Origin of the sequence: Clostridium sp. C1, assembly GCF_018223625.1 — a bacterium.
Classification (GTDB): domain Bacteria; phylum Bacillota_I; class Bacilli_A; order Erysipelotrichales; family Coprobacillaceae; genus Allocoprobacillus.
Map to the genome: position 1 here is coordinate 1543746 of NZ_CP073631.1, position 17841 is coordinate 1561586.

The window sequence follows — 17841 nt, forward strand, 5'->3', positions numbered from 1 at the left end:
TCCCTTCTATTCCTCAACTTGAGTGATCATTCCATTTTGATCAAATGCCACTTCTAATCCCCATTCAGCTAAAATTGCATCTTGAGCTGCATATTGTTGAATTGCATCAACTTCTACATCAACCTTAGCTTTTAAGTTTGTATAGCTGTTATCTAAATCAGCACCACTTTGAGCAATCTTCACTTGATTCAAGAAATTCGTTGTCACTTCACCAGTTTCAATAGGTGCTTTATAATACATATAGATGACTTCATCATTAGCCTCATCTCTTTGAACAATCCAATTTGTTTCATCCAAAGGATCTACAATAATCTGTTCAGCTGCTTTTTCTGGTAACTTTACACCATCAGCATCTTCCCAGTATTTTGTAAGTGTCACTCTAATATAAGAAGGACTCTCTTTGACATTTTCTACATACAATTGTTTATCAATAGTCGCTCCCGGACTCACATTATCTAAAACAACTGTTCCATCACTTAATGTCTGTGTTCCTTCTTCTGTTTTTCCCTCCATCAATTCAATTCCTAAATTTGTAGAGCTCATTGGACTTGTTGCATTTGTTTCAGCTCTAAAAAATGCAATAGACCCACCAACAACTAAAACGGAAACAAAAATAACCGCCACGCATAATTTCACTATTCTATCTTTTTTCATTTCTATCAAGCTCCTATCTTTCAATTTAAACATAGATTAAACTATTCTATCTCTAGTATAAACTTTGATTGTCACACATAAGTCACATAGAAATATTTTTTTAATAATTTTTACAAAAAATCTATTACCTAAAAAAGGGGCTGTAACGAAATAAATATTCGTAAGGTCACCTAAAAAAGAAAACGACAATGATTATCTTTAATGATTATCATTGTCGTTTTTGGTATAATTAGATTATGGAATCTTTAAATTTTATGCAATCTAATTACACTGATAATTATAACGCAATTCAGTTATCTTTGCCACTAGATTTGGGTATAAAAATTAATCCTGACGATGAGGTTGTTTCTTTCTTAAAGGCGCTGGAAGGAGTGAATCTTAAGAAATATCTAAAAAGAGATGAGCGTCGTGGTAGAAAGGGATATGATAACGTATTGCTTCTTAAGGCTGTTCTCCTTGCAAGAATGGTCAGTGACTGTGATGTAAGAAATCTAGAATCTTTATGCAAACATGATATTAGATTTATGTATATCATGCAGGAGGCAACTCCTAGCCATATGACTTTTGAACGACTCATGAAGAATTATCTTATTGATGATATTGACCATATCTTTTTTGATATAGTCAACAATATCTGTAATCTCATGAATGTTGACAAATCAATTCAATATATTGATGGTACCAAAATAGAAGCCAATGCAAACAAATATTCTTTTGTATATAAGGCAAGAATCCTCAATGCAAGAATGAAACTGTTTTCTAATATAACAGATTCAATCATTCAGATGAACATGGAAAGAGGATTTGACTTTCCATATCATTATTTTTACTGTGCACAGGAGATAGGCTATATAGTACAGTATCTTATGGAAACGATGATTAATGATGATATAAAAATGGTATATGGCAGAGGGAAAAGAAAGACAGAAATTCAAAGATGGTATGACCTGTTTCTTGGATATTATACAAAGCTGGATGAATATGAATTCTGGCTTTTTATCATAGGAAATGATAGAAACAGCTGTTCTAAGATAGATCATGATGCGACGATGTGTGCAACTAAGATAGATTTTTACTGCAATACGGGATTAAGCAGACCATGCTATAATGCACAGATTGGTGTCAGCGATGGCATTATAGTAAATGCAGATCTATTCCAGCGACCAGGAGATACCAAGACATTCATACCATTCATGGAAAGATATAAGGATTTCACAGGAGAGCTGCCACTTTATCCAATGGCAGATGCAGCTTATGGAAGTTACGACAACTATATGTATTGTTTGTCAAATGGAATGAATCTCTACATGAAATATTCAATGTATGCCAAAAAGAATGAAAAGGAATTCAGGAATAAAAAATTCAACACATTGAACTGGGAAAAAGATGGAAAAGGAAATAGGATATGTCCAAACGGTCATGTATTTGATCAGAATATAGGAGATATTTATGATGAAAGAGGAGAATATCTGCAAATCAAACAAAAAATGACAAGTGATGAAGGTTGCGAAGGCTGTCCATTCATTGATGAATGCTGTAAAAACAAGAAACATCAGAAAATCCTGACAAGAGATGCAGTGCTAGATGAATTCTATGCAGTTGTAGATGAAAATCTGTCAACGGAATTTGGAAAAGAATTAAAGAAACAGAGAAGCATACAGGTTGAAGGGGCATTTGGAGTCATCAAGCAGGACATGAAATTCACAAGATTCACGAGAAGAGGACTGAAAAATGCAAAGATGGAATTTCTCATTGTGTGTCTAGGCTATAATTTAAGGAAATATCATAAATATCGCCTGAAAAAGGAGAAAGAAGAAAAGGAAAAATTGCTTCTCAATTAAAAAGATATGCACATGAAAAAAACAAATTTTGAGCGATATAGGGATATTGCGCCCAAAAACAGGGAAAACAGAAGAAAAATCAACAAAAATATTACATCTTGAAATCAGAAGAAGAGAAAAGATGTTTTTTTATTGCCTAAAAACAGAAAAAGAAAAGAGCTGAAACAAAATCAACTCTTTAAAAAGTTATTTCGTTACAGCCCCTTTTTTAATAAAATATATAATTCATCAATATTATTTACTTCGATAATAAATCACTCATCACTTGATTTAAGACTTTCATACGAATAGGTTTTGATACATGCGCATTCATCCCTGCTCTTAAAGCCTTAGAAACATCCTCTGAAAAAGCATTAGCCGTTAAAGCAATAATCATGACAGTTTTTGCATCGGGACGATCTAGCTGACGAATCGTTTCTGTTGCCTGACAGCCATCCATCACAGGCATCTGCATATCCATTAAAATCATATCAATGGAAAAGAGTGGTGATGTTTCAAACACATGGAGAGCTTCCTGCCCATTTTTGGCAGTGATGACTTCCATATCATTCATTTTCAACATTTCACTGGCAATCTCCATATTTAAATCATTATCTTCTACCAGCAAAACACGTTTCCCTTTAAGAAGGGATACATCACTTTTAGAAACTGGAATGTCCTCTTGTTTTTGAACAATCTCAAAAGGAATCATCACTGTAAACTTTGTTCCTTTCCCCAGTTCACTTTCTACAGTGATTTCACCACTCATCTGTTCCACCAGACTTTTGACAATCGGCATTCCTAACCCTGTTCCTATTGTTGACTTCACACTAAAATGTGTTTCTCTGGCATAAGGTTCAAAAAGATGTTCCAAAAATGGTTGTGACATACCTATTCCCGTATCTTCAACAACAAACTGTATTTTATGATGATTTTGATAAATCATCTCTTTTACATCTAAAGTAATTTGATCACCACTTTCACTATATTTCACAGCATTCGATAATAAATTATTTAATATCTGATGAACCTTAAATTCATCACCTATAACCATTGTATTTTGTATATCTATATGTAATTGAAATACTTTCTTTTCTTCAATCATACGTTCTTCAAACAATCCCCATGTTTCATGAATCGCTTTTTCTATATCAAAAGTCTTATAATCTAAATGTCTTTGTCCTGCTTCCATCTTTGATAATTCTAATATATCATTGATCAATGCTAATAATTGATTTCCAGAATAACTGATTTTCTTTAAATAATCTTTGATTTTATCTGATTCATCAAGATGTTTTAAAGCCAATTTAGAAAAACCAATAATGGCATTTAGAGGTGTTCTCATATCATGACTCATATGATTAAAGAAAGCTGTTTTGGCTTCAATATTCTTTTTATTTGTTTCCAATGTTCTTTGTAATAAAAGCATATGTCCTAATTCTTGACGTTTTTCCACATCCACATCCTTAAAACAAAGAATCACTTCATCCCTTGATATTTTTTGATTATATAATGTTCTGACATTCACCCAACGATAATCATCTTCAAAACGTCTTTTAAAATCCCCACCATAATCACTGATTCCTTCTTGTACACGTCCTCGAATACTTTCTAAAGAAAAACACATTGAAAACTCTTGAAAAGCTCCTTGTTCTACAACAGTCCGAACGGTTTTTAATAATTGTTGATAAGGTCCTGTTTTTGGCAAATCAAGCTGATATGCTGGTGATGTTTTAATCACTTCATATGTTCCATTATGGATATGGATACGATACATAGCATAATAGGATTCTGATAAGATTTGAATGATTTGATCAAAACGACGAATCTTTCTTAATTGTCTTACATTTTTAATAATCATAATGAATAAAATGATAATAAAAATGATTCCTGTCACCACTAAAATATAAATAAGGAAATTGCTTTCATCCATTAATAAATCTTGAAAAGGAATGGTCATAATGGCTATCCAGCCATTATCCATCTGATAATAATAAACACCTATCTGCTTTCCTTCTTGATTGACATAATAATCATCATAATGTGCATATTCTCCTTTTTGAATGCTGGTAAATAAATCATGATTATACTCCTGTAATTGTGATTGCTCCATTTCATAAGGTGTCAAAGCATAAATCAGTTGTCCTTTAGAATCACTCATATAAAAGAAACTATTTTGATAAGCACTTTGAATCTTCTTTTGATCAGCAACAATTTTAGAAGGGTAGATATCCATTGCCAGAACATCACCTTCATTTTCTAAAGCAATACTTGCTGTAATAATCGTTTCATTTGTAATGACATCTTGATAAGCATCTGTAAACATAATTTGGCCCGGATTTTCAAGAGCCTGTTGATACCATCTCGTATCTTGATAACGATAAGTCTGATCACCTGTCCATGCTTTTTGAGCAATGATTTTTTCATCAATAACCGCATAAGGATCAACAATCTTTTCTCCCAAAATATGTGTCAATTTACTAAAATAATCTTTCATCCACAATTGAATTGTTTGTTCACTATTTTTCTTTTCACTCAATTCATTAACATATTGTGATCCCATATCTAAAAAATCTTTAAACATCGTAATCGTTGTTTCTTCTTCCATAGCATAACTTTGGACAAGTGCCATCCCCATATCTTGAGCATTTTTTAATAACTTATTTCTCACCAGAAAAACTGAAATTGTTATAATGGCTATGACGATCAATAATGTTAAAGAACTCATGATAATCGATAGAGTTGATTGATTTTTACGCAAAACTCCCACCTCTTTTATAACAATTTTTGAGCATTTTCAATAATCCATTGATATTCCTGTTTGAAAGCTGGTAAAAGCTTTTTAACTTCTTGAAAAGCACCTGCTTTTAATAATTCTGTCATCTTTTCACTTTGTTTTTTTAATTTCACAAAACCCATATTATCACAGATTCCCTTGAAAGTATGACTGGCTCTTATAGCTTCTTGAACATCATGATTTTCCAATGACTGCTCTAACATATCAAAGGTTGGATCTTCAATAAACTTCTTCACAAATTTCACAACCAGACTTTCCATCATAAAACGATTGAAAACATCTTCATAATCTTCTCCAATAACTTCATAAAATGTTTGAATTGTCATGATTTTTCTTCCTTTCCATAATGAATTTTAACACTGTTACGATGAATTTTCGCCTGATACATCATCTTATCCGCCTGTTTTAATAATGATTGTTGATATGTGCCACAGGCACATCCTATTGTACATGTGACTTTTAAATGAGGATAATCCTGAATACCAAGACTTTCTACTTCATGTCGAATATCATTCAATCTTTCATTAAGAATACTTTCTGGCATTTGATGGAATAAAATAATAAATTCATCTCCACCATAACGAATCACCTCATCCTTATCACGTACATTTCTCTTTAAAATATGTGCCACTTTTTGTAATACTTTATCTCCTGCCAAATGTCCAAACTGATCATTCACTTCTTTAAAACGATCCAAATCAACCATAGCTAAAGCCGTTATATCTTCTTTTTGAAACATTTCATCTTCCAAATAACGACGATTATAAACTTCTGTCAATCCATCTAAATACATACTTTCCTGCATATAATTCAATGTTTTCAACATATTTTGGTACTGTTTATCATTTTTAAAAATATCATCATGCATTTTTAATTTATATTCTAGAACATATCCCTGTCCTTCTACTTCTACATATTGACTGATTGCATAATAAATACGCTGAGGCTGATAATCAAAATGAACAATTTTAGAACGATGTCTAAAAGCCTGTACACAAGCACTTTCGACTGACATATCATGGTGTTTCCACAAAGTATCATGTTGTAAAAACGACATATGATCAATGATAGATGATGTGATCTTCACAGATTTTCCTAATAGGATATCAATAAGAATGATCTTATCAAAAATCTTATCAAGTTCACGTAATAATGTTTGAAATTGGACTTTCTTAAAACAAGAGATTTCTTGAGGATGTTCATCCTCAAATAATTGTTCCTTATCTAAAAATCCCATAAAACCTATAAAGCGTGAATCTTTAACACCTAACCAGATAGCGCAACATTGGAAATGACACAAAGAAGCTTTTCCATCTATATCAAAAACAAATTCATATTCAAAAAATGGATTTTCTATAGATGTTTCTTTTGCTTTATGGCTTAATTTTGTTAATCTTATTTTTAAACGATCTTGATCATCTCTTTCCATCGGACTCATTATCGTTTCGGGAAGTTCTAAGCGTTTAGCGGCATTATGTGATAAATACATAATGTCTAGTGTTTCATTATAAATAAATGCTAATTGTTCCTGTTTATCAAAGAAAAACTGAGATTTGATTTTTTCAATATCCAACTGATCTAAAACTTGTCTAGTCACAGTCAAATCATCATATTGTCCTAATTCCTGAACAACTTTTTGTGTCTGCCATGTTTTTGGCATTCCCATCATTTCATCAGATGCAAGTGAAATATCTAGAAGTTCATCTTCAATATCAAGCAAACATTCTAATAACATAGGTTGAAATTGACCACATTCCCCATTCATAATCATCTGTATCGCTTTTTTATGAGGAATAGCCTTCTTATAACATCTGTCACTTGTTAAAGCATCATAAACATCAGCAAGAGAAACAACTTGTGCTGATAAAGGAATCTCATCTCCCTTTAATCCATCAGGATAACCCCTGCCATCCCATCTTTCATGGTGCCAACGACATATTTCATAAGCCACTTTAAGTAATGGATCATTTTGATCCCATTGTAAACCTCGAATAATATCACCACCAATAGATGCATGTGTTTTCATAATTGTAAATTCTTCCGGTGTTAAACGTCCTGGTTTATTTAAAATCTTATCTGAAATAGATATCTTACCAATATCATGTAGTGAAGATGCCATTGTGATCAATGAAATATCTTGTGATGTCAATGAACATGTAGGATCTTTTCTTAACAAAGCATACAATAATTTTTCTGTAATCATATTGATATGAATGATATGTAATCCACTTTCTCCATTTCTAAATTCAACAATATGACTTAATACAGAAATCATGAGATTACTACGACTTTCTTTTTCATAAACCTGTTCAGTCACAATATCCTTTAAACGACGTTGTTTAGAATAAAGAGATATAATATTAGATACACGTTTTTGAACAATATTCACATTAAAAGGTCGACTGATAAAATCACTTGCCCCTAAATCATAAACACGTCCAATATATTTTCCAGAATTTTCTGATGAAATAATCATTACAGGTATATCATGTATCCATTGATACTTATTCATATAAGTTAAGACTTCAAAACCATCCATTTCTGGCATTATTAAATCCAGTAATATTAAAGATAATGATGAAAGATGGTTTTTCATCAAAGAAATGGCTTCAACTCCATTTTCTGCTAGAATAATATCATAATCATGACATAAAATTTCTTTTAAAAATTCTCTATTCATTTGAGAATCATCAACAATTAATATTTTATCTTTCATATCTGTCCACTCATTTCATTTTATTTCTTTCATTATATATGAATTTTAGACCTTTATAAAGTCTTTCATTTCCTATCATATCGACACTTTCTATTGTCGTCAAACAAAATGAATCTTATAACGCCAAAAAAGAATGAAAGTTTTCTTTCATTCTTTAATACAATCGATATTTATTTCTTTTTGGATTTGTTTTATATACATGATTCTGGCTTTTTGATATAAACTCTTATCATGAAGTAAATTCTGACAATACTTATTTTGATGATGTAAATATTTTAAATTCACCCAATGACAAGAAAAATCCTTCTGATTCATTGTTGGATATAACCAGTTTTCATGTAATACAATAGCATTCTTGTATCCCTTTTTAATTCTTTTTTGTTGAAGATAGCTTTGAATATCTTCAAACAAGACCTCAGTATGTCCATCATCATAATAAACACGTATATAATGCTGGAATCTTTCTACTAAGATCACCATCTTATTTACAAGCAATAATCTCTACTTCTATAAGTGCACCTTTAGGTAAACGTCCTACTTCAACAGCACTTCTGGCAGGATATGGCTCTACAAAATATTGAGCATAGATGCTATTGACAGTATTAAAATCATCCATATTGTCTAAAAAGACAGTTGTTTTCACAACATGAGAAAAATCTAACCCTTGACTTTCTAACAGTCCTTTGACATTTTCTAAAGCTTGTTTTGTCTGTGCTTCAATTCCTTCTGGCATTTCACCTGTTTCTGGATTCAAAGGAATTTGTCCAGAAAAGAAAATGAGATTACCAATATCAATTCCTTGACTATATGGTCCAATAGCACCCGGTGCTTTTTTTGTTTCTACAACTTTTTTCATTATCACAACCTCCTTATTTTTATTAAAATATTATACCAAACTTTTATTTTATAAACTACTGTTTATATCAAATATTGTTGTGATGCCCATATACATTTTCAGTATTATCAAAAAAAGAACTTTATGTTCTTACATAAAGTTCTTAAGCATTTTCACTATTGACTTCTTCAATCATTTCTGGTTTTACCATTTTCATCGCTTTCATGGCTTCTCTGGCCTTATAGAAACCTTTGGCTATATTTAATCCATGATCCCCTATTCTTTCAAAGTCTGTTAAAATCTTTGTATACACAACACTATTCTCTGTTGTACATCTTTTATCCTTTAATCGGCTTAACTGATTTACTGAAAACTGATGATGTGTCTTATCTATATTTTCTTCTATCACATCAACCTTATCTACAATTCCACTGAACTCATCATAGTTCATAATCTTTAACTCATCAAGTATATTCACACACAAACTACTCATAATTCCAATTTCATCCATCGCTTCATGTGAGAAATGCTTATTTTCCTTATATAATCTTTCTGCTCTTTGAGCAATGTTCATCGCATGATCTCCAATTCTTTCAATATCTGCTGATATTTTTAAGAATAATCCTATTGTCTGTGACCCTTCTATTGGAAATTCTGTTGAAATCGCACTGGTTGTAAATTCTACAATATTCTTATTAAGAAAATTAATATATTCCTCATTTTTCTGTAACTTTTCATATTTATCTTCCTTGAACTCTATCAAAAGTTCAAATGATTTTCTGACATTATCAATTGCTACATCCAACATGTTTTGTGTTTCATTGAATAATTGTGTATTCGCTATTGCACTTGTCCCAATATGATAATCATTTGTAAAGATACCAAAATCCAGATATTTCAACTGCATCTTTCCTTCCAGTTCTGGTTTCTCTGGTAAGATAATAAATGATAAATCTACTAATTTTGTTCCAATTGGCAACAAGATAATTGTTGTCACAATATTGAATAAAGTATGTACATTGGCAATTTGAGCCGCTGGATTGGTAGGTGTCAATGATGCCATAAACGATGCAAATGGTGTCAACATACTAACAATCACAAAAATAATTGTTCCAATGATATTAAATGATAAATGAATGATTGTTGTACGTTTCGCATTACGATTAGCACCAATTGAAGCCAATACAGCTGTGATACATGTTCCAATGTTTTGTCCAAATAAAACATAGATTGCTGATGGGAGTGTGACAACGCCACTCATCGCTAAAGCCTGTAAAATACCAACTGATGCTGAAGATGATTGAATGATTGCTGTAAAGACTGCCCCCACAAGAATACCAATCAATGGATTCTGGAAGTTTGCAACAATATTAGCAAATTCTGTTGATTCTCTTAATGGAATCATTGCTGTAGACATCATTTCCATCCCCATAAATAAAATACCTAAACCAGCAATGATTTCTCCAAAAGCATCAAGTTTCTTGCTTTTAAAGAATGCTATCAAAACAACCCCAACAAAAGCAATAATCGGTGCTAATGCTGTAATATCTAAGGCAATCAGCTGCCCTGTAATGGTTGTTCCAATATTAGCTCCCATAATCACCCATACAGCATTTGTTAATTGCATCAATCCTGCATTCACAAATCCTACAACCATGACTGTTGTTGCTGAAGATGATTGAATAATCGCTGTAATTAAAGCTCCTACTCCAACTCCTAAAAAACGATTTGTTGTCAATTTTTCCAAAATTGACTTCATCTTATTCCCGGCAGCCAGCTCTAAACCATTTGACATCATTGTCATCCCATAAAGGAATAGAGCTAATCCCCCAAGTAAAGAGAATATGTTCGTCAGTTCCATCATGTCCCTCCTCGCTTATACACAATAAAAACTTAACATATTCCTAACTTAATGTAAACATTCTTAACATAATCTTAACATTTTATATACATTTTTTGACAATGAAATCATGAAATGATTCTCTCATAAAGCTCTGGATAACCAACACTCAAAGCCTTTTGAAATTGTTTGATATCCTTATTCACCATATTGATTTTCACATAAATACAGATCAAAACACACATAAGCGTCGTTACCAGCATCGCTCCTAAATAGATGAGCATGATCTTTTCATCCACTTTTAATAACCCCAGTAATCCCACAACAATCAAAATCACACTCACCATAATTATAGCTATGATCCATGCTCTTTGCTTTGCCTGATAATGACGATAAATCCATTGATATAAATATTCAATCTCATCATGTGTGTATTCTCTATTTTTAATCTTCTTTAACTGTTCTTTAGGTAACCCTGTATGATAAATACGATACATCTTAACCATCTCCTTATCTTTTATTGTACTCCACTACACACATTAGACAACCTTTTTATTTCAATATTCAAAAACAAATAAATACAATTATTGATTTTAAATCTCATAAAATAAATATGACTTCCGTATTTGGCTTCATTTTACTTCCCTGTTTGGCATTGTTTTACTTCCGTATTTGGCATCTTATACAAATTTCATAGACAAGTTCTAAAAAGGATAATGAAAATCAATTCATTACCCTTGTTAAACTATTTCATTTTTGCCAATTCACTTGCTTTTCCAATATAAGAAGCAGGTGTCATATTCACTAAAGTTTCACGATCTTCATCAGATAAAACATCTAAACTTTCCGCAAATTTCAAAATATCTTCTTTAGAAATACTCTTTCCTCTTGTTAGAGCTTTTAAAGTATCATAAGCATCTGGGACACCATATTTTCTCAACATTGTTTGAATAGGTTCAGCTAAAACTTCCCATTTTTCATTGAGATCAGCTGCTAATTTTTCTTTATTAACAACACATTTTGCAAGTCCATTTAATGTTTCATTCATAGCCTGTAAAGAATAACCAAAGGCTAATCCTAAATTTCTTTGACTTGAAGAATCAGATAAATCTCTTTGCATACGAGATTTAGGTAATTTGTTAGACAATGCAACACAAATATGATTAGACATATCCGCATTCGCCTCACTATTTTCAAAACGAATTGGATTGACTTTATGAGGCATTGTACTACTTCCAACTTCTCCTTGAACCGGAATCTGTTTAAAGTATTCCATAGAAATATATAACCACATATCCACATCTAAATCCATTAACACATTATTAAAATGACGAATACCATCTAAAATATGACATGTATAATCATGACTTTCAATTTGTGTTGTGAATGGATTGAAAGTTAAACCTAAATATTCTTCAACAAATCTTTTAGCCATAGAAGGCCAATCTATATTAGGGAAAGCTGTTAAAATCGCACTATAATTTCCTGTTGCACCATTGAATTTGGCTTTGATTTGAATATTTTCAACGTTTTCAATACTAGAAGCAAAACGATAAGCATAAACTTTAAATTCCTTACCAATTGTTGTTGGTGTGGCAGGTTGACCATGTGTATGCGCAAGCATAGCATCATCACTATGTTCACTTGCCCATTTATTCATTGCATCTACAACTTCATTCGCTTTTTTTAACCAGACATCTTTTAAACCATGTTTGATCATACAAGCATAAGATGTATTGTTAATATCTTCTGAAGTACATCCAATATGCACAAAGCTGATTAAATAATCATATCCCATCTCTTTTAAAGTATTACCAATATAATATTCTACAGCTTTGACATCATGACGTGTTGTGGCTTCAATCTCTTTAATCTTCGCAAAAGCTGCTTCATCAAAATCATTGGCAATGGCTTCAATTTGATTCATCTTTGATTGATCAAATCTCTTTAAGATGTCATTATCAATATTTTCAATTAAAAATTTCAACCATTGAATTTCAACAAATACACGATATTTGACTAAAGCATATTCACTAAAATAAGGAGCCAAAGCATCTTTAATCCCTGCATAACGTCCATCTATTGGACAAAGTGTCATACTTTCAAAAACTTGTCTTTCCATTTATTTACCACCTTTAAAATAATTTACACCAGCTTCAAATAATTTCTGATCCATTTCACCATAAATATTCTTATTTCTATTTTCTCCTTGACGCTTCACTATGTGCCATCTTACCTAAAACATGTCCATCACGTGAAATAATACCTTCAATAGCCATCATAGAACCATTAGGATTATATGGTGAAACCATTGTTGGTTGATGATGAGAATCAACATATTGACTAAAGACTTGTCCATTTTCAAAGAGTTCTTCAATCACTGCTTTTGGTGCCACAAAGCGACCTTCCCCATGAGAAATAGGAACCGTATGAATATCACCAACGTTTACACCTGCAAGCCATGGTGATTTCACAGAAGCAATTCTTGTATCTACCATTTGAGATAAGTGACGACCAATTGTATTAAATGTTAATGTTGGATCATTTTCATCCATATCTTTAATATGACCATAAGGCAATAATCCTAGTTTAATTAAAGCCTGGAATCCATTACAGATACCAATCATCAAACCATCACGATTGTCTAATAAATCATCAATCGCTTCTTTTAACTGTGGACTTCTTAATACCGTTGCAATAAACTTACCAGAACCTTCTGGTTCATCCCCGGCACTAAATCCACCCGGCAACATCATGATTTGTGATTGTCTGATAGCTGCTTCTAATTCATCTACAGAATCTTTCATTTCTTTGGCTGTCTTATTACGCATTAAGACAAGCTGAACAGTCGCTCCAGCACGTTCAAAAGCACGTTTTGAATCATATTCACAGTTTGTACCTGGAAAAACAGGAATCACAACTTTGACTTCATCATATGTTTGTTTGGCTTTTAATTCACTTCTTTGATGACAATCTTTCACAATGATATCTTGAGTTGGTGCTTTTTCTGTTGTTGGATAAACATCATCTAAAACAGATTCATAGACTTGATAAGCTTCATCTAATGATAAAGTTTCATCATGATATATCATAACAGAATCTTTTATTGTATGTCCAATGATTCTTGTATGTGGTAATGTCACGACTTCATCATTTTCAACTTCTAAGATAATATGTCCATAATCTTTTTGAATCAATGAATCTAATTCTAAATCATTATTAAATTGAACCCCTACAGCATTTCCAAATGCCATTTTATAAACAGCTTCAATGACACCACCATCTTTCACTGTATAGGCACTATATACTTTTTTCTCTTTCATCAATTGCATGATACCATCATATTGTGCTTTTAAAACATCAAAATCATAAATATGATATTGATCTTTTGGTAACATCACTTCGACTAATGTATGTCCTGAAGCTTTTAATTCTGGTGTCATCACATCTTCTACTTCACTACCTGTAATCGCAAAGGATACAAGTGTTGGTGGGACATGAATATCTTCAAATGAACCAGACATAGAATCTTTTCCCCCAATTGAAGGTAATTTCATTTCAGATTGCACACGATAAGCACCCAATAATGCAGCAAATGGTTTTCCCCATTTTGCTGGAACATCTAATAGTTTTTCAAAATATTCCTGGAATGAAAAACGAATAGTATGATAATTTCCACCCATTGCGACAATTTTCGCAATTGATTCTACAATCGCATAAACAGCTCCATGATATGGTGACCATTTAGAAATCAATGGATTATATCCATAACTCATTAATGAACATGTTGTTGTTTCCTTATTTAAAACAGGAATCAAGGCTGCCATACCTTCTGTTTCTGTTCTTAAAGTTTTTCCACCAAATGGTGATAAAACAGTTCCATTTCCAATTGATGAATCAAATCTTTCAACCAAACCTTTTTGACTACATACAGATAAACGACTTAACACTTCTTTTGATGTTTCCACAAAAGATTGTTGTGGTTTGACCATAAATGGTGTATGTACAAAGTCTGGTAAATCAACATGGACTTTTTGATAACGAGAAGCCCCATTTTTATCTAAGAAATCACGACTCAAATCAACAACTGTCTGATTCATATATGTCATGACTAAACGATTTTGATCAGTCACTGTTGCGACTTTGACAACTTCCAGATTTTCTTGATCACAGGCTGCTTTGATAAAAGCTTCATCACTTGGATCAATGACAATAGCCATACGTTCCTGTGATTCTGAAATGGCTAATTCTGTTCCTGTTAAACCTTCATATTTTTTCAAAACAGCATCTAAATTGATATCTAGTCCATCAGCCAGTTCTCCGACAGCGACACAGACACCACCAGCACCAAAGTCATTACAACGTACGATACGTTTTGAAACTTCTGGATTTCTAAATAATCTTTGAATTTTTCTTTCTTCAACAGGATTTCCTTTTTGAACTTCTGCTCCAGCTGTCGTTGTCGTTTTGAGCTCATGAGATTTTGATGAACCGGTTGCTCCACCAATTCCATCACGACCAGTTCTACCACCAATTAATAAAACAATATGTCCTTTTAATGGTTCTAAACGTTTGACCTGATCTTTTGGAGCGGCGGCTACCACAGCGCCAAGTTCCATACGTTTTGCAAGGAATCCATCATCATAGACTTCATGAACAAAACCTGTTGTTAAACCGATCTGATTTCCATAACTTGAAAATCCATGAGCTGCTTCCTGACAAATTTTACGTTGAGGCAGTTTTCCTTTCATGGTTTCATCCAATGGCTGTCTTGGATCACCAGCACCTGTAATACGCATAGACTGATAAACATAGGCACGTCCTGAAAGTGGATCACGAATCGCTCCACCTAAACAAGTCGCTGCTCCTCCAAATGGTTCAATTTCTGTAGGATGGTTATGTGTTTCATTTTTAAACATCAATAACCAGTCTTCATCACCATCACTGGTATGAACAGTTAATTCTACGGAACAGGCATTGATTTCTTTTGATACTTCCATATCATCTAAATAACCTGTTTTTCTTAACTCTTTCATTGAAATGGTTGCTAAATCCATTAAAGTTAATGGACGATCTGTATTCACACCATAAACCAAATGACGTGATGTTTTATAATTTTCAACATCTTTTTCTAAGATTTCTTTAAAAGCTCCATTTTCAATATCTAAATCTGTAATAATAGTCGCAAACGTTGTATGTCGACAATGATCAGACCAATAAGTATCCAATACTTTTAATTCTGTTTCTGTAGGATTACGTTTTTCTTCATTCTTAAAATAATCTTGAGTGACTTTCAAATCATCCTCATTCATCGCCATTCCATTGTCTTGAATGAATGCCTTTAACTCATCATCACTCATATCTATAAATCCATCAATAACAGGTACAGGATCAATATGCACATCTTCATCATTCAAATGTTCTGGTTTATCCAATGAAGCTAGACGTTGATCCACTGGATTAATTAAATACTTTTGAATACGTTCAATATCCTGATCAGTGAGGTTTCCTTGTAAAACAATAAGTTTTGCACATTTGACTTTCACATTTTTCTCACCTGTTAAAACTTGGAAACATTGTTCACAGGCATCTGCTCTTTGATCATATTGACCAGGTAGAAATTCAATCGCAAATACTTTTGCATCACTATCAACAGGATAATCTTCTAAATAAACATCATCAACCATTGGTTCACTTAAAATCGTTGGAATTCCCTGTTTCAAGACATCTTCACTCACACCTTGTAAATCATAACGATTAACAACACTGGCAGCTGTCACATTTGACATCTTTAATTGGGTTTGAATATTATTTAATAGCTCATTAGCTTCCACCCCATAAGCTTTTTTCTTTTCAACATATACACGATAGACTTTACTCATCTTTTCACCTCAATTTAATCCAATATCTTTACGATAATATTTACCATCAAAATCAATGATTGTGGCAGCTTGATAAACCTTTTGTCTTGTTTCTTCCAATGTTTGACCTAAAGCACAAATATTTAATACACGTCCACCATTTGTCACAAGTTCCCCCTTGTCATTTACAGCTGTTCCTGCATGGAAGACAATCATATCATCATCAAGCTGATCAAGACCTGTAATGACTTTACCTTTTTCATAACTTCCAGGATATCCAGCACTTGCTAGAACAAGACAAGCCACCTGTTCATCTTTCCATTTTACTTTTACATCTTTTAATGTTTTTGTACTCACAGCATACATAATATCAAATAAATCTGTATCTAATCTTAATAAGATGGATTGTGTTTCTGGATCACCAAAACGCACATTAAATTCCAACACTTTTGGTTGTTTGTTTTCAATCATTAACCCAATAAAAACAACCCCACGATAATCCATATGATCAGCTTTTAATCCAGCCATAAATGGTTCTAAAATATCTTTCTGGAAAACTTCATCCATACCTTCTGGTAAGAAAGGATTAGGTGATACAGTTCCCATACCTCCTGTATTAGGGCCTTTATTTCCATCATAGATCTGTTTATGATCTTTAGCACTCACCATTGGAACAATAGTTTCACCATCTGTAAAGCAAAGTAATGAACATTCAAAACCTGTTAAAAATTCTTCTAAGACAACCTTTGACCCAGCACCATCTAAAGCACCATCAACCATCATCTCTTTTAAGGCCTGTTTGGCTGTCGCTTCATCTTCACAAATGATAACACCTTTCCCTGCCGCTAAACCATCAGCTTTCACAACAACCGGATAATCAAATTGATTTAAAGCTTGGATAGCTTCTTGATAAGAATTGACTTCCTGATACGCTGCTGTAGGAATATGATGTCTTTTCATAAAATCTTTGGAAAAAGCTTTACTTCCTTCTAATGTTGCTGCTTGCTTTGTTGGACCAAAAACCTTATGACCATGACTTTCCAATAAATCAGCCAATCCCATACACAAAGGCACTTCAGGTCCAATCACTGTCAAATCAATTCCATAGTCTTCAACAAACTTTAAAATACCATCTAAATCTTCAACACTTCCTGAATGACAAGTTCCAATTTTAGCAATACCTGGATTACCGGGTATCGCATGAATCTCACTGACACGAGGACTTTTTGATAAAGCATAGGCAATCGCATGTTCACGACCACCACTCCCAATCACTAATACTTTCATATATATCTCCTTTGATGATTTCATTATAAAC

General features: G+C 32.6%; 11 protein-coding genes and 1 pseudogene. 1 reads left to right on the plus strand and 11 read right to left on the minus strand.

From position 1 onward, the window contains the following. Positions 1-6: 6 nt before the first annotated feature. Complete coding sequence (locus KEC48_RS08430; RefSeq protein WP_211961948.1) at positions 7-654, minus strand: hypothetical protein; 648 nt, start codon at positions 652-654, stop codon at positions 7-9. Between the two features lie 236 nt (positions 655-890). On the opposite strand from KEC48_RS08430, the gene KEC48_RS08435 reads away from it, so the two are divergent. Further along, positions 891-2495, plus strand: coding sequence for a transposase (locus KEC48_RS08435; protein ID WP_211961949.1), 1605 nt, complete (start codon positions 891-893; stop codon positions 2493-2495). Between the two features lie 238 nt (positions 2496-2733). Here the strand turns inward: KEC48_RS08435 and KEC48_RS08440 are convergent, their stop codons facing one another. From KEC48_RS08440 to purD, 10 genes and pseudogenes are all read right to left on the minus strand, one after another. Further along, positions 2734-5235: an ATP-binding protein gene (locus KEC48_RS08440; RefSeq protein ID WP_211961950.1), complete on the minus strand. Its 2502-nt coding sequence runs from the start codon at positions 5233-5235 to the stop codon at positions 2734-2736. A gap of 14 nt (positions 5236-5249) precedes the next feature. After that, the gene (locus KEC48_RS08445; protein ID WP_211961951.1) at positions 5250-5597 is read right to left on the minus strand and encodes an Hpt domain-containing protein; all 348 of its coding nucleotides are present in this window, start codon (positions 5595-5597) and stop codon (positions 5250-5252) included. Further along, positions 5594-7987, minus strand: a complete 2394-nt coding sequence (locus tag KEC48_RS08450; protein ID WP_211961952.1) for a diguanylate cyclase — start codon at positions 7985-7987, stop codon at positions 5594-5596. The genes KEC48_RS08445 and KEC48_RS08450 overlap by 4 nt, the downstream gene beginning before the upstream one ends. Before the next feature lie 147 nt (positions 7988-8134). Next, entirely contained in the window at positions 8135-8467 is a 333-nt protein-coding gene (locus KEC48_RS08455) for a hypothetical protein (protein WP_211961953.1), read from the minus strand. A gap of 1 nt (position 8468) precedes the next feature. Beyond that, positions 8469-8846 (minus strand): RidA family protein, encoded by a 378-nt coding sequence (locus KEC48_RS08460; protein WP_283092238.1) that lies wholly within the window; start codon positions 8844-8846, stop codon positions 8469-8471. A 139-nt stretch (positions 8847-8985) separates the two neighbouring features. Continuing rightward, the gene (locus KEC48_RS08465) at positions 8986-10683 is read right to left on the minus strand and encodes a Na/Pi cotransporter family protein (protein WP_211961954.1); all 1698 of its coding nucleotides are present in this window, start codon (positions 10681-10683) and stop codon (positions 8986-8988) included. 107 nt (positions 10684-10790) lie between these two features. Beyond that, positions 10791-11159, minus strand: a complete 369-nt coding sequence (locus KEC48_RS08470; RefSeq protein WP_211961955.1) for a hypothetical protein — start codon at positions 11157-11159, stop codon at positions 10791-10793. A gap of 248 nt (positions 11160-11407) precedes the next feature. Beyond that, positions 11408-12784 carry an adenylosuccinate lyase gene (gene purB, locus KEC48_RS08475; RefSeq protein WP_087358254.1) on the minus strand — a complete coding sequence of 459 codons (1377 nt, stop codon included), beginning with the start codon at positions 12782-12784 and terminating at the stop codon, positions 11408-11410. Further along, positions 12785-16544: pseudogene (locus KEC48_RS08480) on the minus strand (phosphoribosylformylglycinamidine synthase). A gap of 9 nt (positions 16545-16553) precedes the next feature. Then, a complete protein-coding gene (gene purD, locus KEC48_RS16190; RefSeq protein ID WP_087358252.1) occupies positions 16554-17810 on the minus strand; it encodes a phosphoribosylamine--glycine ligase in 1257 nt (418 codons plus the stop codon). Between the last annotated feature and the right edge of the window lie 31 nt (positions 17811-17841).